At 32.7% G+C, this 21,689-nt stretch carries 18 protein-coding genes; 8 read left to right on the forward strand and 10 right to left on the reverse strand.

Annotated features, from left to right (window positions below):
* Nucleotides 1-6 precede the first annotated feature (6 nt).
* Nucleotides 7-1,089, reverse strand: coding sequence for a glycine cleavage system aminomethyltransferase GcvT (gene gcvT / locus SHI72_RS04620; RefSeq protein WP_039119580.1), 1,083 nt, complete (start codon nt 1,087-1,089; stop codon nt 7-9).
* 233 nt (nt 1,090-1,322) lie between these two features.
* Between gcvT and SHI72_RS04625 the strand changes: the two genes are divergently transcribed.
* From SHI72_RS04625 to SHI72_RS04635, 3 genes are all read left to right on the forward strand, one after another.
* Entirely contained in the window at nt 1,323-2,168 is an 846-nt protein-coding gene (locus tag SHI72_RS04625) for an NAD(P)H-hydrate dehydratase (RefSeq protein ID WP_323489198.1), read from the forward strand.
* A gap of 577 nt (nt 2,169-2,745) precedes the next feature.
* A complete protein-coding gene (locus SHI72_RS04630) occupies nt 2,746-3,528 on the forward strand; it encodes a HipA family kinase (RefSeq protein WP_323489199.1) in 783 nt (260 codons plus the stop codon).
* Nucleotides 3,518-3,901: a DUF3037 domain-containing protein gene (locus SHI72_RS04635; protein ID WP_323489200.1), complete on the forward strand. Its 384-nt coding sequence runs from the start codon at nt 3,518-3,520 to the stop codon at nt 3,899-3,901. Before SHI72_RS04630 ends, SHI72_RS04635 begins: the two co-directional genes overlap by 11 nt.
* A 259-nt stretch (nt 3,902-4,160) precedes the next feature.
* On the opposite strand, the gene SHI72_RS04640 is transcribed toward SHI72_RS04635, so the two are convergent.
* Nucleotides 4,161-5,270 carry a pectate lyase gene (locus SHI72_RS04640; protein ID WP_323489201.1) on the reverse strand — a complete coding sequence of 370 codons (1,110 nt, stop codon included), beginning with the start codon at nt 5,268-5,270 and terminating at the stop codon, nt 4,161-4,163.
* Nucleotides 5,271-5,434: 164 nt separating this feature from the next.
* Here SHI72_RS04640 and SHI72_RS04645 point away from each other — a divergent pair, with 164 nt between their 5' ends.
* The gene (locus SHI72_RS04645; protein WP_323489202.1) at nt 5,435-6,019 is read left to right on the forward strand and encodes a Crp/Fnr family transcriptional regulator; all 585 of its coding nucleotides are present in this window, start codon (nt 5,435-5,437) and stop codon (nt 6,017-6,019) included.
* Between the two features lie 127 nt (nt 6,020-6,146).
* On the opposite strand, the gene SHI72_RS04650 is transcribed toward SHI72_RS04645, so the two are convergent.
* The 5 genes from SHI72_RS04650 to SHI72_RS04670 form a co-directional block, all read right to left on the reverse strand.
* Nucleotides 6,147-6,701 carry a HutD family protein gene (locus SHI72_RS04650; RefSeq protein WP_323489203.1) on the reverse strand — a complete coding sequence of 185 codons (555 nt, stop codon included), beginning with the start codon at nt 6,699-6,701 and terminating at the stop codon, nt 6,147-6,149.
* Between the two features lie 221 nt (nt 6,702-6,922).
* Nucleotides 6,923-7,429 (reverse strand): GNAT family N-acetyltransferase, encoded by a 507-nt coding sequence (locus SHI72_RS04655; protein WP_323489204.1) that lies wholly within the window; start codon nt 7,427-7,429, stop codon nt 6,923-6,925.
* A 116-nt stretch (nt 7,430-7,545) separates the two neighbouring features.
* Entirely contained in the window at nt 7,546-8,553 is a 1,008-nt protein-coding gene (locus tag SHI72_RS04660; RefSeq protein WP_323489205.1) for a hypothetical protein, read from the reverse strand.
* 76 nt (nt 8,554-8,629) lie between these two features.
* Nucleotides 8,630-9,457 carry a hypothetical protein gene (locus tag SHI72_RS04665; protein ID WP_323489206.1) on the reverse strand — a complete coding sequence of 276 codons (828 nt, stop codon included), beginning with the start codon at nt 9,455-9,457 and terminating at the stop codon, nt 8,630-8,632.
* A gap of 133 nt (nt 9,458-9,590) precedes the next feature.
* A complete protein-coding gene (locus SHI72_RS04670; RefSeq protein ID WP_323489207.1) occupies nt 9,591-10,640 on the reverse strand; it encodes a serine hydrolase domain-containing protein in 1,050 nt (349 codons plus the stop codon).
* 283 nt (nt 10,641-10,923) lie between these two features.
* Between SHI72_RS04670 and SHI72_RS04675 the strand changes: the two genes are divergently transcribed.
* Complete coding sequence (locus SHI72_RS04675) at nt 10,924-11,841, forward strand: hypothetical protein (protein WP_039119593.1); 918 nt, start codon at nt 10,924-10,926, stop codon at nt 11,839-11,841.
* 101 nt (nt 11,842-11,942) lie between these two features.
* On the opposite strand, the gene thrC is transcribed toward SHI72_RS04675, so the two are convergent.
* The 3 genes from thrC to thrA all read right to left on the reverse strand — a co-directional run bounded on the left by thrC (nt 11,943) and on the right by thrA (nt 16,867).
* A complete protein-coding gene (gene thrC, locus SHI72_RS04680) occupies nt 11,943-13,232 on the reverse strand; it encodes a threonine synthase (RefSeq protein ID WP_323489208.1) in 1,290 nt (429 codons plus the stop codon).
* 121 nt (nt 13,233-13,353) lie between these two features.
* A complete protein-coding gene (locus SHI72_RS04685) occupies nt 13,354-14,274 on the reverse strand; it encodes a homoserine kinase (protein WP_323489209.1) in 921 nt (306 codons plus the stop codon).
* A 145-nt stretch (nt 14,275-14,419) separates the two neighbouring features.
* On the reverse strand, nt 14,420-16,867 hold the full coding sequence (gene thrA / locus SHI72_RS04690) for a bifunctional aspartate kinase/homoserine dehydrogenase I (protein ID WP_323489210.1): 2,448 nt from the start codon (nt 16,865-16,867) through the stop codon (nt 14,420-14,422).
* Between the two features lie 638 nt (nt 16,868-17,505).
* Between thrA and SHI72_RS04695 the strand changes: the two genes are divergently transcribed.
* The 3 genes from SHI72_RS04695 to hutH all read left to right on the forward strand — a co-directional run bounded on the left by SHI72_RS04695 (nt 17,506) and on the right by hutH (nt 21,641).
* A complete protein-coding gene (locus tag SHI72_RS04695) occupies nt 17,506-18,570 on the forward strand; it encodes a hypothetical protein (protein WP_323489211.1) in 1,065 nt (354 codons plus the stop codon).
* A gap of 303 nt (nt 18,571-18,873) precedes the next feature.
* Entirely contained in the window at nt 18,874-19,941 is a 1,068-nt protein-coding gene (locus tag SHI72_RS04700) for a hypothetical protein (RefSeq protein WP_323489212.1), read from the forward strand.
* A gap of 185 nt (nt 19,942-20,126) precedes the next feature.
* Nucleotides 20,127-21,641: a histidine ammonia-lyase gene (hutH, locus tag SHI72_RS04705; RefSeq protein ID WP_323489213.1), complete on the forward strand. Its 1,515-nt coding sequence runs from the start codon at nt 20,127-20,129 to the stop codon at nt 21,639-21,641.
* Nucleotides 21,642-21,689: the final 48 nt, after the last annotated feature.

Genomic DNA, 21,689 nt, shown 5'->3' on the forward strand with positions numbered 1-21,689 from the left:
AAAGTATTATTTCTTATAGAAAGGTAATTTTACCACTTTCGCAGGAACATCATTTTTTCTAATTCTAATAAAGATATCGCTATCTACAGCACTGTTTGAGATAGTTACGTATCCTAACCCAATACCAATACCCATAGATGGAGACATAGTTCCAGATGTTACCACCCCGATTACATTTCCTGAACCATCAACAATTTCATAATCTTGTCTAGGTACAGCACGTTCCTGCATCTCAAAACCAACAAGTTTTTTAGTAACACCAGCTTCTTTTTGTTTTTTCAGGTTCTCAGAGTTCGTAAAATCTTTAGTAAACTTTGTAATCCAACCCAATCCAGCTTCAAGAGGCGAAGTAGTATCGTTAATATCATTTCCGTATAAACAGAAACCCATTTCTAGACGTAACGTATCACGAGCTGCCAGTCCTATTGGTTTAATACCAAAAGCAGCACCAGCTTCAAATACTTTATTCCAGATAAGTTCAACCTCATCATTTTTGCAATAAATCTCAAAACCACCAGAACCAGTATAACCAGTAGCCGAAATAATTACATTATCGATTCCTGCAAAAGTACCAATCTCAAAATGGTAATAAGGAATAGCCGATAAATCAACCGAAGTCAAACTTTGCATAGCCTCAACAGCTTTAGGCCCTTGTATTGCTAACAAAGAATAATCATCCGATAGGTTTTTCATATCCACACCCAAATCATTGTGCGAAGAAATCCAATTCCAGTCCTTATCAATATTCGAAGCATTTACAACAAGTAAATACTCTTCATCTTTCATTTTATAAATAATCAAATCATCTACAATTCCGCCATCATTATTAGGTAAGCAAGAATATTGAGCTCTACCAATAGTAAGCGTTGATGCATCATTCGAAGTTACTTTCTGAATCAAAGCCAAAGCATTTGGACCAGATAATAAAAATTCTCCCATATGCGAAACGTCAAAAACGCCCACACTAGTACGAACCGTCTCGTGTTCAGCATTTACACCCTCGTATAAAATAGGCATATTATAACCAGCAAAAGGTAGCATTTTCGCTCCCAAACCCTCATGTATGTGCGTTAGCGCAGTATTTTTCATTGTGTGTGTTTATAAAAGTTAATCGCAAATTTATTCAAAAAATGTTGTAAACAAGTACTCAAAATTATAAAAATCGCAAAAATTAGTAGCTGTTTCCTGCTATTCGCTATATCTTTATGTCCGCCGCGGCGGAACATAAAGGATGCCGCTATTATCAGGGCTAGAGCTTATCAGGTAATATTAATGATTTTTGAATCATGGTTTTTTGTAATTTTAATAAAAATACCCATTTCATGAAAATACCCATTCTCATAACCCAAGCCGAGATTCAACAGATTTACAAGCCTATAAATCCCAAAACACACAAAGGAATACAAGGACATGCAGCAATAATTTCAGGAAGTTATGGCAAGATAGGAGCAGCCGTTTTAGCATCCAAAGCCTGTATAAAATCAGGCTGCGGACTCGTAACGACACACATTCCAAAATGTGGCTACGAAATCCTCCAATCTACAATTCCCGAAGTTATGGTGGTAACCACAACACATGAAAAATACATATCCGAAATCATATTCGATATAAAACCACAAGCCATAGGAATAGGCCCAGGAATAGGGCAGGAGCCCAACACACAAAAAGCATTTTTTGAGTTTTTAAAAACAAATAAAACTCCACTAGTTATCGATGCCGATGCACTAAATATCCTATCACAGAATAAAGCATGGTATGATTTGCTACAACCAGATACCATACTAACACCACATCCGAAAGAATTAGAACGCTTAATAGGAAATTGGACTTCAGACAGCGAAAAATTTGAAAAAACCATAGAATTCTCCAAACTATATAAAGTAATCATAGTCATAAAAGGTGCTCCAACACATATAGTAAATGGCGAATCGATTTATCAAAATACCACAGGAAATGCAGCATTGGCAACCGCAGGAAGCGGAGATGTCCTAACCGGAATAATCACAAGTTTACTGGCGCAAGGATATTTACCAATTCAAGCTGCTCAATTAGGAGTTTACATACATGGTTTAACCGCCGATATTGCCTTACCCGAAACAGGATATCAGTCATTTATAGCATCCGATATTATTGCAAATCTGGGGAAAGCTTTCTTGACATTAGATTAGTTAGATTTTTAGACTTCTTAGAGACAAGACTTAAAGAATCAAGATTTTAAGATTTATTGTATGTTACTCAGTTTGTCCTCCTGAGCGTCCCGAAACTTCGGGAGAAGAACCACAATATAATTCCGAAAAAGATAAACACACGCAATGTAATGTAGAGACGTACCGCAGTGCGTCTCCCGCAATATATTCCACAAACTATGCCTTAACCAAACCAAACCAAACCAAACCAAACCAGAGAAAAATCCGCTGAATCTGCGTGAAACAAAATTAGCACAATGGCCATCTTTACTGAATACATTGTGGGAGACGCACTGCGGTGCGCCTCTACAGCCATGGCGTGATAAATGTTGGCTCAGTATGACAAATCGATAAAAAATCCGCTGAATCTGCCAAATCTGCGTGAAACAAAATTAGCGCAACGCTGCCACATCTTTATAGGATACATTGTGTAGGACGCACTACGGTGCGCCTCTACAGCCATGACGTGATTAACTTCAGATGTAATCTAAAAATCTAACTAATCTAAGAAGACTAACAAATCTAAATTAGTAAGTTTGTATTCCAGTAAAAGCTGACTATGAAAAACAAACTCGATCTAAGAACGGTAAACGTAACGCGATATATAAGTCCGTTGCGCGAAGGCGGTTCGTTACCCGCTTTAGCCGAAGCAGATGACGATTTTAAATACGTCCTAAAATTTAAAGGAGCAGGACATGGTGTAAAAGCCCTAATTGCCGAATTAATAGGAGGCGAAATTGCCAATGTCTTAAAACTTCAAATCCCTGAATTAGTATTTGCTAATCTCGACGAAGCTTTTGGCAGAAGCGAAGGCGATGAAGAAATTCAGGATTTACTACAAGGAAGTCAAGGACTCAATTTGGCTTTGCATTTTTTATCGGGAGCAATTACTTTCGACCCAGTTGTAACAGTGGTTGATCCTAAACTAGCTTCGCAAATTGTATGGCTAGATGCTTTTATTACCAATGTCGATCGTACGTTCAGGAATACCAATATGCTTATATGGCACAAAGAACTATGGTTAATAGATCACGGAGCATGTTTGTATTTTCATCATTCATGGAACAATTGGGAACAACATGCAAAAAGTCCTTTTGCATTAATAAAAGACCACGTATTGTTACCACAGGCATCACTTATAAAAGAAGTCGATTCAGAATATAAAGCGGTTTTAACTCCCGAATTATTACATGAAATTGTAGCACTTATTCCAGACGAATGGCTTAATTGGGAAGATACCGATGAAACGCCTGAAGCATTGCGAAATGTATATTTGCAATTTTTGCAAACACGATTAAACCATTCTGAAATTTTTGTAAAAGAAGCCGAAAATGCAAGATAACCACTTATATGAATATGCCGTAATTCGTGTTGTGCCAAGAGTAGAGCGCGAAGAATTCCTAAATATAGGTATCATATTATTTTGTAAAAGAGCCAAATTTATAAAAGTATTGTATCATATAAATGATACGAGAATTCAAGCACTTTCAGCCGATTTTGATATCGAACAATTACATTGCAATTTAACCTCGCTAGAAAAAATAGCCAATGGAGCCAAAGATGGCGGACCAATTGGACAAATGGAAATACCGGAACGTTTTCGTTGGTTAACGGCGATTCGTAGTTCGGCAATTCAAACCTCAAGACCGCATCCGGGTTTAAGCCAGGATTTAGATAAAACGATTCAAAGATTGTTTGAGGAATTGGTTCTTTAGAGTTTAAAAGTGACAAAGGTTCAGAGTAACAAAGGTACAGAGGTTGAAAAGGTAAATAAACCTATAGTTTTTTCTTTGCGACTTTGCGTCTTTACGAGAAAAACTTTTGCGTTCTTTGTGTATCCCGAAGCTTCGGGATTGCGAACTTTGCGGTTAAATCCTTAGTTTATATAAAAAAAATAAAACCATATAAGTCATATAAGAAAATCTAAATGCTCTTACTTAACTTATATGGTTTAAAAAATAATTCAGTTTTTAATTAAAAAGAACCACAAGTATTACCTGTAAATGTAGCACCAGCTCCAGCAGTAACATCAGCTTTAACTGCAGATGCGGCAAGAGTTACGATAGCATACGGAGGAGTAAAAGCAGTATTACTTCCCGCTGTATTACCGGTTGTACTAGTAAAAATATTTCCAACAGCAGTTACAGCTGTATAGCCAGTCATTAAGTCAATAGGAGTTTTTACACCTTCGAATACGTTGTTTTCTACACGAATATTAGCTTCAAAACCAGCTGCAACACATTTATTACTAACCGTACTATTAAAATAGCTATTTATGATATGCACTTGACCAAAACGAACTCTTGGCATTCTTTCCTTACATCCTGGAGCCCACCAACAACGAGCAAAAGTAATTTTTAAATTTCCACGGTCAGCCGTAGCACCATCGCTAGAACCAATTAAGTTAGAGTATCTATGATCGTCAGATCCTCCAGAACCACCAGCTTTAGGAGGTTTTAAGTACCCAAATTTTGTATAAGAAACAGTAACGTAATTCGACTTGTTTTTTATATCAAGATTACCATCTACACCATCTCTAAACTCACAATGATCTACCCAAACATTTCGGCAGTCATCTATAATAGCATTATCCCAACCATCAGTATCATAAGCACCAGGACCTTCAAAAATTAAATTTCTGATAATAATATTGGTACATCTTTTAATATTGATAATACCAGAATTTGCCTGAGTTTGATCTGTAGAGACCAATTTAGCTCCGCTAGCGCCATAAATTGTTTTGCCAGATTGATCCTGAAAAGATAGCCTTGTTGTAATTGTAATAGTACCAGTAACCTTTACCACTTTTACAGCACTGTTTTCAATAGCGGCTTTTAGTTGTGCGTAGGTAGTTACAACAGTTTCTGCTGCGCTTCCGCCTCCTGTAGTACCTCCGTTTTGAGATGCCCATCCAGGAACCTCAGCACAATTACCCACTTTGGCAGTCAGATTTTGACTTGTTGATAAAGCTGTACTTGCATTGCTATCACCATTTTGTGTAGCAGTAATTTCTTCGTTGTTGCAACTTGCAAAGCCGAAAATCAGAGTTAATAATAACGCTGATAATGTAGATTTAATCTTCATAATAGATATTTTGGGGTTAATTAATACGCCAAAAGTCTTTATAAAATATTTTAAAAAAATTGAACTAGTTCTATCTTTTTTATTAATTTAGTAATCGATTACATTAATTTTTTATTATCTATAAATATATTGTAAATTAAATAGTTATAATGTTTTTGCTAAAAATGAAAAATAACCATATGTATAAACTATTAAGGGATAATATTGAGCGCAAAATTGCCCTTACAGATACTGAATGGGATATAATTATAGAAAAAACAGAATTTATTAAACTGAAGAAAAACGAGTTTCTACAAATTCAGGATTCTAATAGTGTATATGAAGGTTTTATTTTAAAAGGAGCATTTAAAATCTATATCCTAAACGAAAGTGGAAGTGAGAGTGTTCTCTTTTTTGCTTTCGAAAATGACTGGATGTGTGATATTGAAAGTTTCTATCATCAGAAACCAACTAAATACAATATAAAGGCAATAGAAGACAGTGAAATATTGGTAATTAATAAATCGAATAAAACGCTATTATTTAAAGAAGTGCCAAAGCTAATTCAGTTTCATATAGCAATGGTAGAAAGAGCCAATATCCTTATACAAAACAGACTTCTTGACGTTTTAAATAAAACATCCAAACAACGATATCTTGAATTTATAAAAACTCATCCAGACAAAACACAGAAAATAAATAACAAAAATTTATCTTCATACCTTGGAGTTTCACATGAGTTTTTATCGAAGATTAAGAGAAATGTTTAGCTCTTTTTTTAGGTTCAAAGTGGCAAAGGCTCTAAGGTTCGAACGGCATAATGTTAATGATTCTCAAAGCTTTTTTTTCTTTGCGACTTAGCGTCTTAGCGAGATAACATCTTAGCGAACTTCGCGGTTAAATTTTAAAATCTAATATTCCAAAGAGACATTCATTTGAAAAGGCAAGCATTATATGTTCCTTTTTTTGATTTTCAATGACTAATAAATCATAAGATTCTAGATGGTATGGCTTCTCATTAATTTTAATAACTGTTGCATGTAGAGAAAATAAAATTATTATCTGAGCATTACAACTCTGATTACTATTCGTTATTTTCAGTTTGTGATGGGATACTTTTTCAGAAACCATCCAATTAAAATCAATACCTTTTGTATAAGAAGTTACTTCATCATCCGAATTAAATTCCATGATTTCATATTTCTCATATACTTTTTTTTCTTTGTTTATCTCAATCTGCAAGCCGTTATCAAGCATAACTAAGTATCGGTAGTAACCCTTAAATTTGGTAAACTCTGAAGGTTCTTTCTCTATTGTAGCGCTGCTTATCCTGAATATAAAATCTCTATCGGTATAGTTTGCCGTTTTCGGATATATCAGATATTCATATGTCAATCCACCACTCCAAATAGAGGCTGTACAATCTTTTTTAGGCAAAAGGTGTATGTTCATTATTTATTTTTAATAAGAAATCAAATGTGCTTTTCTAAGGTTCAAAGGTTTAAAGGAACTAAGGTTTGAAAGGCACAAAGTTACTGATAACCAAAGCTTTTTTTCTTTGCGACTTAGTGTGTTAGCGAGATAACACTAATATCTTAGCTAACTTCGCGTATCTCTTTGCGACCTTTGCAGTTAATTTTTTCGGGTGACTTATAAACTTTGTGGTTAAACAATTAAACCTTTTTCTCTAATACAACAAACTCCAAAGGCTCTTCAGCAACAGTAACATGAACATCACTTTCAGGGAAAGGTTCTCTTACGCCCGTATCTACATAACCATTACGTTTGTACCAAGCAACGAGTTCTTCTCTAACAGATATTACTGTCATTATGATTTTAGGTAAACCCAATTCTTTAGCGTGAATTTCGGCCTGATATAATAGTTTTTTACCAATACCGCTATTTTGTAACTCAGGCGAAACTGTAAGCATTCCTAAATAGAGTTTATCCTCTTTTTTTACAAACAAAACGCAACCAATAATCAGGTCATTCTCAGTAAATTTTAAGATAGTATTTTTCGAATCTAGGATAGTTTCACTTAATTCTTCCTCAGTAGTTCTTTTTCCTTCTAATAAATTAGCCTCGGTAGTCCATCCTTTTTTAGATGATTCTCCGCGATAAGCAGAATTTATTAATGTATTTAATGCTGGAATATCTTGTAATGTTGCTTTTGTAATCATGAGGTTTTTTATTCTTGAGATTGGTTTTCAAAGATAAAAAAAAGCTACAAAATTATAGTTGTAGCTTTTAGTTTAATCTTATGGAAATCGGTTATAAATTCAAACAGTTATTGAAATTATTCGTAAGTGTATAGTGTTTTCATAACTAAAGGATGATCAGGCTGCGATGCTCGAGTTGTCGTTTGTTTAGACTCTTTTAAGTATCCATTTGAGTCATACACATATTCGTAATCATATCTCAATTCATATTCTGTCACACCTTCAGATACCGCCTTAACTTTCCAATCTAATATATGCATCCAATTATAAATGTAACATCTAAAGATAGGTTCGCTAGAATATATACCAGCCTTTGCGTAATCTATGGTAAGTTCGTATGTAATCTCAGTAATTTTATCTTTAATAATATATTCAATTCCAGTAGGAGTTTCTTTAGCTGTAGAATAGTTTTTTTCAGTCAAGAGAATATTAACAAATACTTTATTATCAACATAGTTGTATAAATAAGTAGCGGTTTTAGGATTGGTAACAGTTTCGTATGTATAATTACCATCAGGTCCTTGATGTTCAATCTCTTGCTCATAAGTTCCTGTTTCAACTTCTTTTGCAAGACGCCCGATTTCGTCGTAATAAATATCCATTATTCCTCCATCATTGCCAGTTGTTTTTGTGATATATCCACCACTATTAATTTCAACAGGAGTATTACCATGAAAGGCTTTTGTAACTTTATCTGCAGCATCAAACTCATATTTAGAAATTATTCCAATGAATTTGTCTTTGATGTATCTGTCTATTGAATACAATCGACCTTTTGAATCATATAAATATCTATTTTCTTTCAACTCATTTTGAACCTCATTCCCAAGTTGATCTTTGGTAACTCTAAAAATTAATTCTTTGACAATACGCTGTTTTGTTGCGGTTGATTTTCCAGTAACTTTTCCAGTAAGGGATTTAGGAACCAATTGTATTGCGGGTTTAAATACTTCTTGATTGGGTAATCTTGGATCTGGTGTTTGGACAGTTTGAGGAGAGGGAACTGTACTACTTTCGTCCTTAGAGCAATTAATAAATAACATTGGTAAAGCGATAAGTAGTATTCCTAAAGTAGTTTTCTTCATTTTTAGTATTGGGTTAGTTAATTATAAGTGGTTTCTAAAATAGATAATTTAAGAGAAAAGACAGGTTATTATTATTTTATCTAAGTGAATAAGCTGCTATAGTTTTCTTGAAGAGGGAAGGGACATAGACTATCTTTTTCTCATCGTCGAGTCCTATATCCGCCGAGTAATATTCTTCTTTTCTGGTATCCGAAAGAATTTCTTTTGTGCCATCTTTATTTACGTAATAAATAACTCCAGTCCAGCAACTCACAATAAACTCTTCTTTTGCTATTTGCTCAATTCCATCTGTATTTTCATCCATACCGTCTGTCAAAAGGTGCTTGTTCTTTTTATTATCCATTTTGTATAATGAACCATTGTCTAAAAAATACAAATCATTATCGATGAATTTTAGACCATTCGGTTTATTTAGGTTTTCTAAATAAACAGTTGCTATATCATTTTCTAATTTGAAAATTTTACCAACTTTTGGATCAGATACATAAACAACTCCTTTTTTATCAACAGTTACATCGTTTAATATTTTGGAATCATTAAAGGTTATTTTTTTTAGTATTTTTTGTTGTTTTATATCAATAATTACAATTTCTGTAAGGTCGGCTACAAATAATTTATCTTCGAATTTTGCCATTCCTTTTGGAGCATTTAAGCCTGATATCCAATTTAAATTAATGATTTTACCATCGGTAGTTAATTTTCCTATACTTCCTTTTCCGTCACGTTCAGCCGGTGAACCATCCATTAAAGAGGTATATAATACCCGATCTATTTTATCATAAAATACCGATTCGGGAATCGGTAAAATACTATCTGTTACCCAAATTCTTTTTAAAGAATGTTGAGCAATACTTGAAAAACTTATTATTAATAGCAATAAAACATAAAAAGTATTTTTTTTCATTTTGATTGGTTTTTGGTTCGTTTTTTTTAGCAATGCTGGTCAATTCGATAAATTAAATAGCTATCGAAACTTCATGTAATCTAAATGTTTTTATATTGATAATATCTCACAATTATTGAATTCTTATGTCTGATTAATTCAGTAACCCACTATTCAACACAATCTTCCTAATTTCAGCTTCAAAATAATAAGCGATATCAAAATTATCAAAGGTTTGGTTTTCCAGAACAATGATACTTGTTTTTGTTTCAGGATAATATAAGTTAACAGAAGTAAATCCTTGATCAGGTACAATTCCGGTATGGCCAAATTCTTTAATTTTAGCTTCATCGTTTACACGAATGCCATAGCCATATCCAATTTCTTTATCGCCAAAAACAGGATGTTGGTTGGTAATTGTATAAGTGGTCATTCGGGCGTAGGTAGCTTCTTTTAAAAGTTTACCATTATGCAGCAAATCATTCCAAATAGCCAGATCTTTAACCGTGCTTACAAGTCCTGCAGCAGGAACTCGTTCTTTAGGAATAATAGCACCCTGTATTACTTTGGTTGTATTGTCTTTATGATATTGACGACCGTTTACAACTTCATCTTGGTTATCTGAGTTAGGAAAAAAACTATCTTTCATTTTGTTCACTTTGAACAATTCGTTTACAACAGCTTCATAGGTTTTATTAGTTACCCTTTCGATAATCTGTCCTAGCAAAATATAATTCAAATCGGTATATTTAAATTCAGTTCCAACAGCAAAGGCGGTTGGTTTTTCTAAATCTACAATTCCTGAGGTATGATTTAGTAAATTCTCTACAGTAACAGTACTAGTCCAGGGCTGTTTTAGGTTAGGTAAATATTTTTTTATAGAAGTATTTAAAACAATCTTTCCTTTTTCAACTTCCTGAAGAATTAAAACGGCTGTTATCTGCTTGCTATTGGATAAAATAGCAAAATGGTCATCTAGTTGTAGAGGTGTTTTTTTTGTATAATCAGAATAGCCGTATGCTTTAGAATATTTGATTTTTCCGTTTTGAGAGATTAGTATAGTCCCATTAAACGGACGTACTGAAGTTGTTTGAATCAAACTATCAATTCTGGCTGTGTAATTGTCTTTGACTTGAGCCCAAATAATTTGTTTAAAAGCGAAAAGTAATAATAGAATTAGGAAAAACGTAGGTTTGATTTTCATGAAATTAGAATAGTTTTTTTTTGTTTATAGTTAAAAAAAGCAAAACAAAAATACTATTATATTTGTTAAAATTTTATTTGATAAGGAATAAAATTATCTTAGGTTTTACTTCGTGTTTCATCTGATTTTGGTTTGAGGACTCCGATACAAATCAATTTTTTAATTAATATTTTTCTTTACTTCTTTGTAGATTTAACTAGCGTAGATAATTTTTTAATTGTAAGATTAATGTCTTAATATTGTCACGAAAATTTAAGACTTAATATAATCAATTACCTATTTTATGAAATTTCCAAAACTACTATTTTTTTTACCTCTAATGAGTGTGGTAATAACATCATGCTCCTCTGATGATTCTAAATCTGATCCAGTTGTAGCACCACCAGTTATTGATTTGGCAAATCAAAAACTGATTTCTTTTTCTTATCCTTATGATCCGTATATCGGAATTAGACGTGATGACGAATCCTATGAATACGATAACACAAATAAAATTGTTAAAGTAAAAGAAGGTGGATATGTTTATGGAATTACTTATGTGAGCCCAGATTTAATTGAGGTTAATCAATTAGAAGATAATCTTACTGGTTTTAAAATAATTTCTAAAAGATCAATTCATTTAAAAGCTGGAAGTGTTGAGTCAATAATAAATAACGAAATTTTTGTATCTGAAACTAATAGTGAAATTTCTAGTGTTAGTTCAGATTCAACAGTTTTTACATATAAAAATCAATACATTTCTAAAGTTGAATCATATAGAAAAAGCAAATATTATCCTACTTATAGATTAGGTCAACAAGTGGATTTTGAAGAACAGAATGGAAATATTACCAAAGCCGTAATCAAATCAGTTCTGGCAGGAACTAGCTATACGATTAATTATACTTATGATTCTGATGCTTATGTAAAAGGTAGTGATTATACGTATGAAACTCCACTGCTTTATAGCTACTATACGCTTTTTTCTGTACTACATGACAAATTTGGAAAAAAGAGCACTAATAATATTGTAAAAATAGATCATGAGTATACTGATTCAAAGCCATCTCCGAGGTCCTTTAAAACAATGACTCTGAGAAGAATTTTGGATAGTGAAAAAAGATTAAAAGAAATTGTAGTATCAGGAACTACTTTTGATGATCTTAAGAATTATGTAGGTTTAGATTTTAAAGATGCTAAAGGTACTTTTACTTATAAATAATTGTAGAAAATAGATTGTTTTCCTAAAATAAAACCACAAATTTGACTAATCATTTTTAGTGTAATTTGTGGTTTTTTTTAGGTTTTATAATCAGAAGTGTATTACCCTAAAAATGATTTTAATTCTTCGTAAGTAGAAATTTTTGTACTTACTTTTTCTTTATTCAAAACGCTCTCTATTTGCATCGGAATCGGAAGCTGAATATTTAATGCTGGCTCGACAACATCAAGGAATTTAATAGGATGTGCCGTTTCTAAGAAAATACCAATTGTATTGTCATGCTTTTGTAATTCTTTTTTCAAACCAAGATAGCCAACTGCACCGTGTGGTTCAGCAATATAACCATTGGTTTTATAAATCTGTTTCATAGCTTCCAGTGTTTCTTCATCAGTATAACTATAAGAAGAAAAGTCTTTTTCGAACGCTTTTAAATCATTTTGGTACATTTCCTGAATACGAATAAAATTACTCGGATTCCCAACATCCATTGCGTTTGAGATAGTAGCTTTAGATGGTTTTGGATCGTATTTTCCGTTTTCTAAGAATCTCGGTACCGTATCATTTACGTTTGTAGAGGCCACAAAATGCTCAATTGGCAAACCTAATTTTTTTGCTATAATTCCAGCACAAATATTTCCGAAATTTCCGCTTGGACAAGAGAAAATCAACGGTTTGTTTTGTTTTTTCAATGCTTTATAAGCAAAAAAGAAATAGAACATTTGCGGCAACCAGCGTGCAATATTGATAGAATTTGCTGAGGTAAGGTTTTTATGTTTTAGAGTTTCATCTAGAAAGGCTTTTTTTACCATATCCTGACAATCATCAAAAACGCCATCAACTTCCAACGCTTTGATATTTTGTCCTAATGTTGTTAGTTGCTTTTCCTGAATGTCACTTACTTTTCCTGACGGATATAAAATAACAACTTCTACACCTGCAACACCGAGAAATCCGCTTGCAACCGCTCCACCAGTATCACCCGATGTTGCAACTAGAACTGTATTTTTACTATCTGCTTTATCTTTGTTAAAATAGGCGAGACAACGTGACATAAATCGTGCTCCAACATCTTTAAAAGCCATTGTAGGTCCATGAAATAATTCAAGCGAATAAATTCCTTTTTCGACCTCTACAATAGGGAAATCAAAACATAACGTTTCGGCAATAATTTCTTTTAAAGTCTGCTCAGGAATTTCATCTCCAACAAATTGTTTGATCGCTTCAAAAGCGATTTCTTCATTGCTCAGATTTTCGATTGTCTCAAAAAAAGAAGCATTTAATGGTGTGATAGTTTCTGGAAAATATAATCCTTTATCACTTGCTAATCCTTGTATTACAGCTTCCTGAAAAGAAACCTTTGGGGCATTATGGTTTAAACTATAGTATTTCATTTTTTTATTGCTTTGCGCAGTAAGCTTTAGGCTAGAGGCTTTAAGCTTTTTTGCTAAATGTTTAATTATTTTTATGCTTCAAACGGTAGGTTAAGGCTTAAAGCCTATAGCTTAAAGCGTCCTAAAGGACACGTACTCCGTCTGGATTAATTTTCGAAACGTGAATTTCATATGGCAAATTCATCTCTTCGTAAACATCACTCATGGCTTTGGCTATTTTCTCGGCAGTTTCTTTTCCTCTGCTTAAAGCAAAAATAGAAGGGCCAGAACCTGAAATTCCAGAACCTAGTGCGCCATTTTCGAGAGCTGTTTGTTTGATTGCATCAAAACCTGGAATCAAGACACTTCGTAAAGGTTCTACAATTTCATCATGAAGCGATCTACCAATTAAATCGTAATCTTTAGTGTATAACCCCGCAATTAAGCCACCTACATTTCCCCATTGCATAATGGCGCTTTTTAGGGAAACATTTTGTTTTAATACCGAACGCGCATCAGATGTTTTTAGCTCAATTTGAGGATGTACAACTGTAGCATATAATTCTTCTGGACTATCTATTTTTATAATATCCAGCGGATTGTAGCTTCTTACCAAAGTAAAACCACCCAAAAGGGCAGGGGCAACGTTATCGGCATGAGCATTTCCGCTAGCTAATTTCTCGCCTTGCATAGCAAATTGCACCAATTCTTTTCTAGAATAAGGACGTCCTAATAATTCGTTTATGCCAAATACAGCACCAGCAGAACTTGCTGCACTACTACCGATTCCGCTTCCAGCTTTGATATTCTTATAAATTTCGATTTCAAATCCGAATTCGGTTTCTATAGTTTCAAGCATGGCCAATGCAGCAACTCCAGCAACATTTTTTTCTGTTTCTAAAGGTAAATCAGCTCCAACAATTTTTGTAATGCGAACACCTTTTTGATCTGATTTACGAACAATCATTTCATCACCCGCAGTTTCTAAACAAAGTCCGAGAACATCAAATCCACACGAGAGATTGGCAATTGTTGCCGGACAAAATAGTTTTATTTCTTTCATTTTTTTTAAGGTTCAGAGAGGCAAAGGCTCAGAGGTTCAAAGGTTTTGCCAATCATTGTTTTTTTATAGGTTCAAAGTTGCAAAGGTTTATAGGCTCAAAGGTTTTTAACTTTGTTCCTTTGCACCTTTGAGCCTTTGTATCTTCTTACACGTTTCCTATTCTAATTACATCTGCAAAAATTCCCGAAGCGGTAACTGCAGCACCAGCACCAGCGCCTTTTATAAGTAGCGGCTGATCAACATAACGATCGGTGTAAAACAATACGATATTATCTTTTCCTTCCAGATTATAGAACGGATGATCTTTAGGAATAAATTGCAATCCTACGCTTGCTTTTCCGTTTTCGAATTGAGCTACATATTTTAATCTTGAATCTTTACTTAAAGCTTCATCATAAATAGATTCAAAATGAGCTGAATGTTTTTTTAATGATTCAAAGAAAGCTTCATTTGTAGTTGTTGCAAGAGATTCTGCAGGCATGAAAGATTCATTTGCAATAGCATCAATATCCATTTCATAACCACTTTCTCTAATTAGGATTAGAATTTTTCTGGCAACATCAATTCCGCTTAAGTCAATTTTAGGGTCAGGTTCTGTGAATCCCTGAACTCCAGCTTCTTTTACCACATCGAGGAAGGAGTTGTCTTTATCAAAATTATTAAAGATAAAATTCAAACTTCCAGATAAAACAGCCTGAATTTTATGTACTTTATCACCCGATGCAATTAAGTTTTTAACTGTATCTATAATTGGTAAACCAGCGCCAACATTGGTTTCGAATAAAAATGGAGCGTTAAACTGGCGTGATAAATTTTTTAGTTTTTTATAATTAGCATATTCAGATGAACAAGCAATTTTATTACAAGTTACTACTGCAATACTTTGTTTTAAGAACTCTTCGTAAGTTTCAGAAACAGTTGCATTTGCTGTGATATCAACAAAAATACTATTACGTAAATTCAGTTCTTTGGCACGTTCTATAAAAGCGTCTTTATTAGCTGTTTCTCCATTCTCAAGAGCCGATTGCCATTCTTTAAGAGAAATTCCATCCTCGTCGAAAATCATTTTTCTCGAATTAGATAAGGCAATAACACGAACATTTATCTTTAGGTTTTCTTTCAAAAACTTTCTTTGGTTGTGAATTTGTTCGATGAATTTTTCTCCCACGTTTCCAACACCCATTACAAATAAGTTGAGTTGTTTAGTATTCTCTTCAAAGAAGTTTTCGTGTAGGGTATTCAATGCTTTTTTTACATCACGCTCGTTAATTACAACCGAGATATTTCTTTCGGATGCACCTTGTGCGATAGCGCGAATATTCACGTTATTTTTACCTAAAGTACTAAACATTCTTCCGCTTAAACCTTGATGATTTTTCATGTTTTCACCAACCAAAGCAATGATGCAAAGGTTTTTCTCAACAATACAAGGGTCGACTTTATTTTGAGTAATTTCTACTTCAAAAGCGCTATTAATTGCTTGTTCAGCATTATCTGCATCGGCATTTAAAATACCGATACAAATAGAATGCTCAGATGATGCCTGAGTAATAAAAATGACATTGATACTTTCGTTAGACAAAACTTCAAAAAGACGTTTTGAAGAACCCGAAACACCAATCATACCTGAACCTTCAAGAGTTATTAGCGAAATATTATCGATATGACTAATTCCTTTTACAATAGTATCTTTTGATGAAACCTGATTCGAAATATAAGTTCCTTCCGATTCTGGTTCAAAAGTATTCTTGATTACAATAGGAATGTTTTTTCTTAAAACGGGTTGGATTGTAGGCGGATATAACACCTTGGCACCAAAATGCGATAATTCCATCGCTTCCTGATAAGAAATAGTTGCAATAGGGTGTGCTTGTTTTACAATTTTAGGATTGGCAGTGTACATTCCGTTTACGTCAGTCCATATTTCCAGTCCTTTAGCATTCAGTGCGCCTGCCAGAATTGCAGCAGTATAATCAGACCCGCCACGACCTAATGTTGTAATGATTCCATCTAGTGACGAAGCTATAAAACCAGGCATGATAATGATTTGAGATTCATTTGTAGCAAAGTAATCACGAATTAATTGATTTGTAACTTCAAAGTTTACAGCAGCTTTCCCAAAATGATTATTGGTTTTTATAAGTTCGCGGCTGTCTTTGTAACCGCTATTTTTATTAGTTTGTTTTAAAGCTTCGGCAATAATATAAGACGAAAGCAATTCTCCAAAACTCAAGATAGTATCAGATGTTCTATTGGATAATTCTCCTAATAAGAAACATCCGTCAAGTAAAGTTTCAAGATGATTTATAATTCTTTTTACGTGGCTTAATAAGCTACTTTGTTCGCTAACAGGAATTAGAGCTTTTAAAGTATCTAAATGTTTTTTCTCTATTTCTGTAAGTATATCTTTAAAACTTTCGTCATTAGAAGCTGCTTTTGTAGCAGCAGCCTGAAGTAAATCGGTTACTTTGCTTAAAGCAGAAACAACAACTACTAATTGATCTTGTTCTGATTTTTGGTTTACAATTTCTAAAACTCTTTTTATATTTTCGGCATTGGCGACCGAAGTTCCACCAAATTTTAATATTCTCATTTTGTGTTTTTTATTTTATAAATACAAGTGTTTATACGTATTCAATGCTTTTCTTCTTTCTAGAAAAAAAAGTATGGATAACCGGATTATATGTAAAAATGTATACCCCTAAGGGGTAGTAGTAATTGTAGAAGTTGTTGTAGCAGTAATTGCAACCCAGTTTTGAGTTGTTATCGAAGAGTGATATTTTATACTGTTATCTTTCATTTTTGATTTTTCAAATGTACAGGTTTTTCTAAAGAGCAAAAAATCAAATTGAGTTTTTGCGAATATTTTAATAATCAGGAGGGTAAATTTGCAATACTGACTATTTGTTAAAATTTAAAGCTTCAAAATGGGGTATTCATATTATTTATCTCAGATTAAGAGGGGTATTTTCTTTTGTCTGAGCAACAATATGAGTTTAAATCGCTTACAAATCGAACTTCAATAGTAAAATACATATATGCAGTATAATTTCTCGTTTCAATATTTGCTATCTTAATTTTGAGGTCAAGTTACTAGGGTTATATTTTAGGAAATGGATATATTTAATTTCAAGGAAAATTATTATCAATTGTTTTAAGTTTAACATGTTTAATCTTATTATATGTGTTTGTTTTGACTATTTTAGCCTAAATAATTTAAAAAAAAGAAAAATGAAGAAAAAAATTACTCTGTTATTTATATCTTTTTTCATACTTGCATCTTGTAGTAATGATGAAGATAGTTCGATCATTCCAGTTGCTCCAGTAGCTCCTACTGCTATTCATGCAGTATTAAATGAAGGTAGTGTAGATATTACCTGGACTGGTGTAGAAGGTGCTGGTATTACATATAATGTTTACAGAAATGCTGTAAAAATTAATAAAGCTCCACTTACGGAAGCAAAATTTACGGATGTTCTTAAAAATACAGGTTCTTTTGTATATACTGTTACGGCTAATTTAGATGGTGCGGAGAGTACAAAAGGAGTGGTTTCTGAAAAAGTAATATTAGAACTTCCTAAAACAAAAACGATGCAATCAATTGATATATATTATGACACGAAATATGAATATGCATATACTTATGACACATCTAATATTACTAAATTAGTGAGTCTAACTATTAAAGAAACCAACACAGATTTAACATACAAAAAGGTAACTGTAACGAATACAGTAGTTAAGTATACTTATGCTGGAAATTTAATTACAAAAATGAGCTACTATAGTGTTGATGATATTCCTAGATCCTCTGTTGAGAATGTGTATAATGCGCAAAAGAAAATGATAGGTAGGATAGTAAAAAGATCGGATGGAAGTATTAATTATACTGTAACTTATAAATACAATGAGGATGGAACAATTACTGAAACAAATGACGCACGTGATTCGGGTGTGGGGATATATACTTTCGGAAAAGGTAATTTGGTAAAATATAGTATTACAACTCCAATGCGTGAAGATGAATATCTTGCGGTAAGTAATTATGTATTTGATACAAAGAATGAACCTACTTTAAATATTTTAGGATTTAATTTTTTTGTAAATAATAGTAAAAATAATGAGATTAGCTCCTCAACTGTTATTACGCTTAATGGTGAACTTTCGAGTACGGAATCGTCTAAAAGTGATAATACGTATAATGAAAATGGTTATGTTTTAACAACAATGAAAACTCTTAAGGTTTCTTCTGGTGAAACGTTACAAACTCGGCAAACAGTTATTACTTATTATTAATTTAAGAAGTTTTAATTTACTTAAAATTATAACAAAAGCAACTCTAAATGGGTTGCTTTTGCTGTTTAAGCTCGTTCCTTTATTTTTATTTGCGATTAGATTAAATAATCCTAAATAAACATTACTTTTTAATATTTAGCATTATAAGCGGTCAAATTACTAGGGGTTATATTTCAGGAGATAGATACGTTTAGTTTTAAGGAAAAATATTATTAATGATTTGTGTTTTTAATATGTGAAATATTTGATTGTTTGTGTTGTTTTTAACTATTTTAGCCGAAATAATTAAAAAAAAATACAAAAATGAAGAAAAAAATTACTCTGTTATTTATATCTTTTTTCTTACTTGCATCTTGTAGTAGTGATGAAGATAGTTCAGCTACTCCAGTAGCTCCAGTGACTCCTCTGACTATAAAAGCAGCATTAAATGGGGGTGGAGTAGATGTAAGCTGGTCTGTTGTGGGAGGTACTGGTATTACGTACAATGTTTACAGAAACGATAATCCTGTAAAAATTAATGCTACCCCACTTACAGAAGCAAAATTTAAAGATGTACTTACATCTACTGGTTCTTTTACATATACTGTTACTGCTAATTCAGGAGGTATGGAAAGTGCAAAAGGAGTAGTTTCTGAAAAAGTAATATTAGAGCTTCCTAAAACAAGAACTGTAGAATCAATTAGTAATGCATATAATACAAAAACTGAATATACATTTACTTATGATACTTCAAACATTACTAAATTAGTTAGTATAACGATTAAAAGTACTATGATAAAATTAAGTGATCAAACAGTAACTGAAGGAATTAGAACGATTATGTACACTTATAATGGAGATTTAATTACTAAAGTAAATAACTATAAAGCTGCTACACCTTCTACTGAATATGTATATAATGAAGGGAATAAAGAAATAGCTATGATAAGTACAAAATCAGATGGAAGTATCGATTATTCAGTGAATTTTGCACATAATGAGGATGGTACAATTACTGAGACGAGCGACTTATCTGGTTGGGGTACTTGGGTTTATGCTTATGAAAAAGGAAATACAGTAAAATATACTTATTCAGTTTTGAAATATGGTTCTACTAATTATGTTGAGACATGTAATTCTATTTTTGATACAAAGAATTCTTATTCAAAAAACATTCTAGGATTTAATAACCTTATTACAGAAGGGGGAGGAGTTAATAATCAAATTAGCTCATCAATTATTGGAACCAATGATGGGAGGGTAGTTACTACCAGATCATATAAAAGTGAATATACTTATAATGAAAATGGATATATTTTAACAAAAATGAAATACATTATGACACTTTCAGTACCAGTGCTAAATGAAAAAACAGTTATTACTTATTATTAATTTAAGAAGTTTTCAATTACTTAAAATTATAACAAAAGCAACTCATTTAGAGTTGCTTTTATTGTTTTTACTACTGTTTTTTCATTTTCTTATTTTTTATTTGAGAAGAAGTATTAAATAATCCTCAATAAACATTGCTTTTTAATATTGATTTGCTGAATTTTGACATTCAAATACAATATAAAATGAGCAACATTCATTATATCAGTACGGAGCTACTGAATTTAGAGCAATTACAAGAGATAATCGTAGAGCAAAAAACATTAGAACTATCTGATGAAGCTAAAATCAATGTTCAAAAATGCAGAGATTATTTAGATAAAAAAATGGCTTCACATTCTGAGCCTATTTATGGTATCAATACAGGATTTGGATCACTTTGTAATGTGAAGATATCTAATGAAAATTTATCTAAACTTCAAGAAAACCTTGTAAAATCTCATGCTTGTGGAACAGGTGAGGAGGTACCACAAGAAATTGTAAAATTAATGTTATTGCTTAAGATACAATCATTAAGCTACGGACATTCGGCTATACAATTACAAACATTAGAACGTTTAGTTTCTTTTTATAACAATGATATTTTACCAGTTGTTTATACGCAAGGATCACTTGGAGCATCTGGAGATTTAGCTCCATTAGCACATTTATCATTGCCGTTGTTAGGTGAAGCTGAAGTATATTTTGAAGGGAAGAAAGTACACTCAAGTGAAGTTTTAAAACACTTTAACTGGGAGCCAATAGTATTAAAATCTAAAGAAGGATTAGCATTATTAAACGGTACACAGTTTATGAGTGCTTACGGAGCTCATATTTTAATGAAAGCTTATAAGTTCTCTTATTTAGCCGATTTAATTGGAACAATTTCTTTGGAAGGTTTCGACGGAAGAATCGAACCGTTTCATGAATTGATTCATTTTATTCGCCCTCATAAAGGACAAATTGTTACCGCACAACGTATCAAAGAATTTTTAGAAGGAAGCGAAATCATATCTCAGGTAAAAACGCATGTTCAGGATCCATATTCGTTCCGTTGTATTCCGCAAGTTCATGGAGCTTCAAAAGATGCGATTGATTATGTGAGAAAGGTTTTTAAAACAGAGATAAATTCGGTTACTGACAATCCTAACATATTTGTAGAAAGCGATGAGATCATTTCTGGAGGAAATTTCCACGGGCAACCTTTGGCTTTGGCCTTAGATTTTATGGCAATTGCTTTGGCTGAATTAGGAAGTATTTCTGAAAGAAGAACGTATCAATTAATTTCGGGATTACGTAATCTTCCTGCATTTTTGGTAGATAATCCAGGATTAAATTCAGGATTAATGATTCCGCAATATACAGCAGCAAGTATTGCTAGTCAGAACAAGCAATTAGCAACACCATCTAGTGTAGATAGTATAGTTTCTAGTAATGGACAAGAAGATCACGTGAGCATGGGAGCAAATGGTGCTACCAAAGCATTGCGCGTTATGGGCAATTTAGAGCGTATTCTTGCTATCGAATTATTAAATGCTTCGCAGGCAATTGCTTATAGAAATCCGTTGAAATCAAGCGACTTTATCGAGATGTTTTTAAGCAGCTATCGCGAAGTTGTACCGTTGGTTACTGAGGATAGAATCCTACATTATGATATCGAAAAGACAATTTCATTTTTGAATAGTTTCCAAATTGAAAATGATTTGTTAACAATGGCTTAACATAGCGAAAGAATAATGAAGTAATTTTGCAGTATTAAAAATATAAAA

The sequence above is a fragment of the Flavobacterium sp. PL02 genome, assembly GCF_035013205.1.
Lineage (GTDB): Bacteria > Bacteroidota > Bacteroidia > Flavobacteriales > Flavobacteriaceae > Flavobacterium.

What these genes read in the sequence shown, in the direction of transcription:
- gcvT (WP_039119580.1), bottom strand. Translation starts at nt 1,089, where the DNA reads ATGAAAAATACTGCGCTAACGCACATACATGAGGGTTTGGGAGCGAAA.
- SHI72_RS04625 (WP_323489198.1), top strand. Translation starts at nt 1,323, where the DNA reads ATGAAAATACCCATTCTCATAACCCAAGCCGAGATTCAACAGATTTAC.
- SHI72_RS04630 (WP_323489199.1), top strand. Translation starts at nt 2,746, where the DNA reads ATGAAAAACAAACTCGATCTAAGAACGGTAAACGTAACGCGATATATA.
- SHI72_RS04635 (WP_323489200.1), top strand. Translation starts at nt 3,518, where the DNA reads ATGCAAGATAACCACTTATATGAATATGCCGTAATTCGTGTTGTGCCA.
- SHI72_RS04640 (WP_323489201.1), bottom strand. Translation starts at nt 5,270, where the DNA reads ATGAAGATTAAATCTACATTATCAGCGTTATTATTAACTCTGATTTTC.
- SHI72_RS04645 (WP_323489202.1), top strand. Translation starts at nt 5,435, where the DNA reads ATGAAAAATAACCATATGTATAAACTATTAAGGGATAATATTGAGCGC.
- SHI72_RS04650 (WP_323489203.1), bottom strand. Translation starts at nt 6,701, where the DNA reads ATGAACATACACCTTTTGCCTAAAAAAGATTGTACAGCCTCTATTTGG.
- SHI72_RS04655 (WP_323489204.1), bottom strand. Translation starts at nt 7,429, where the DNA reads ATGATTACAAAAGCAACATTACAAGATATTCCAGCATTAAATACATTA.
- SHI72_RS04660 (WP_323489205.1), bottom strand. Translation starts at nt 8,553, where the DNA reads ATGAAGAAAACTACTTTAGGAATACTACTTATCGCTTTACCAATGTTA.
- SHI72_RS04665 (WP_323489206.1), bottom strand. Translation starts at nt 9,457, where the DNA reads ATGAAAAAAAATACTTTTTATGTTTTATTGCTATTAATAATAAGTTTT.
- SHI72_RS04670 (WP_323489207.1), bottom strand. Translation starts at nt 10,640, where the DNA reads ATGAAAATCAAACCTACGTTTTTCCTAATTCTATTATTACTTTTCGCT.
- SHI72_RS04675 (WP_039119593.1), top strand. Translation starts at nt 10,924, where the DNA reads ATGAAATTTCCAAAACTACTATTTTTTTTACCTCTAATGAGTGTGGTA.
- thrC (WP_323489208.1), bottom strand. Translation starts at nt 13,232, where the DNA reads ATGAAATACTATAGTTTAAACCATAATGCCCCAAAGGTTTCTTTTCAG.
- SHI72_RS04685 (WP_323489209.1), bottom strand. Translation starts at nt 14,274, where the DNA reads ATGAAAGAAATAAAACTATTTTGTCCGGCAACAATTGCCAATCTCTCG.
- thrA (WP_323489210.1), bottom strand. Translation starts at nt 16,867, where the DNA reads ATGAGAATATTAAAATTTGGTGGAACTTCGGTCGCCAATGCCGAAAAT.
- SHI72_RS04695 (WP_323489211.1), top strand. Translation starts at nt 17,506, where the DNA reads ATGAAGAAAAAAATTACTCTGTTATTTATATCTTTTTTCATACTTGCA.
- SHI72_RS04700 (WP_323489212.1), top strand. Translation starts at nt 18,874, where the DNA reads ATGAAGAAAAAAATTACTCTGTTATTTATATCTTTTTTCTTACTTGCA.
- hutH (WP_323489213.1), top strand. Translation starts at nt 20,127, where the DNA reads ATGAGCAACATTCATTATATCAGTACGGAGCTACTGAATTTAGAGCAA.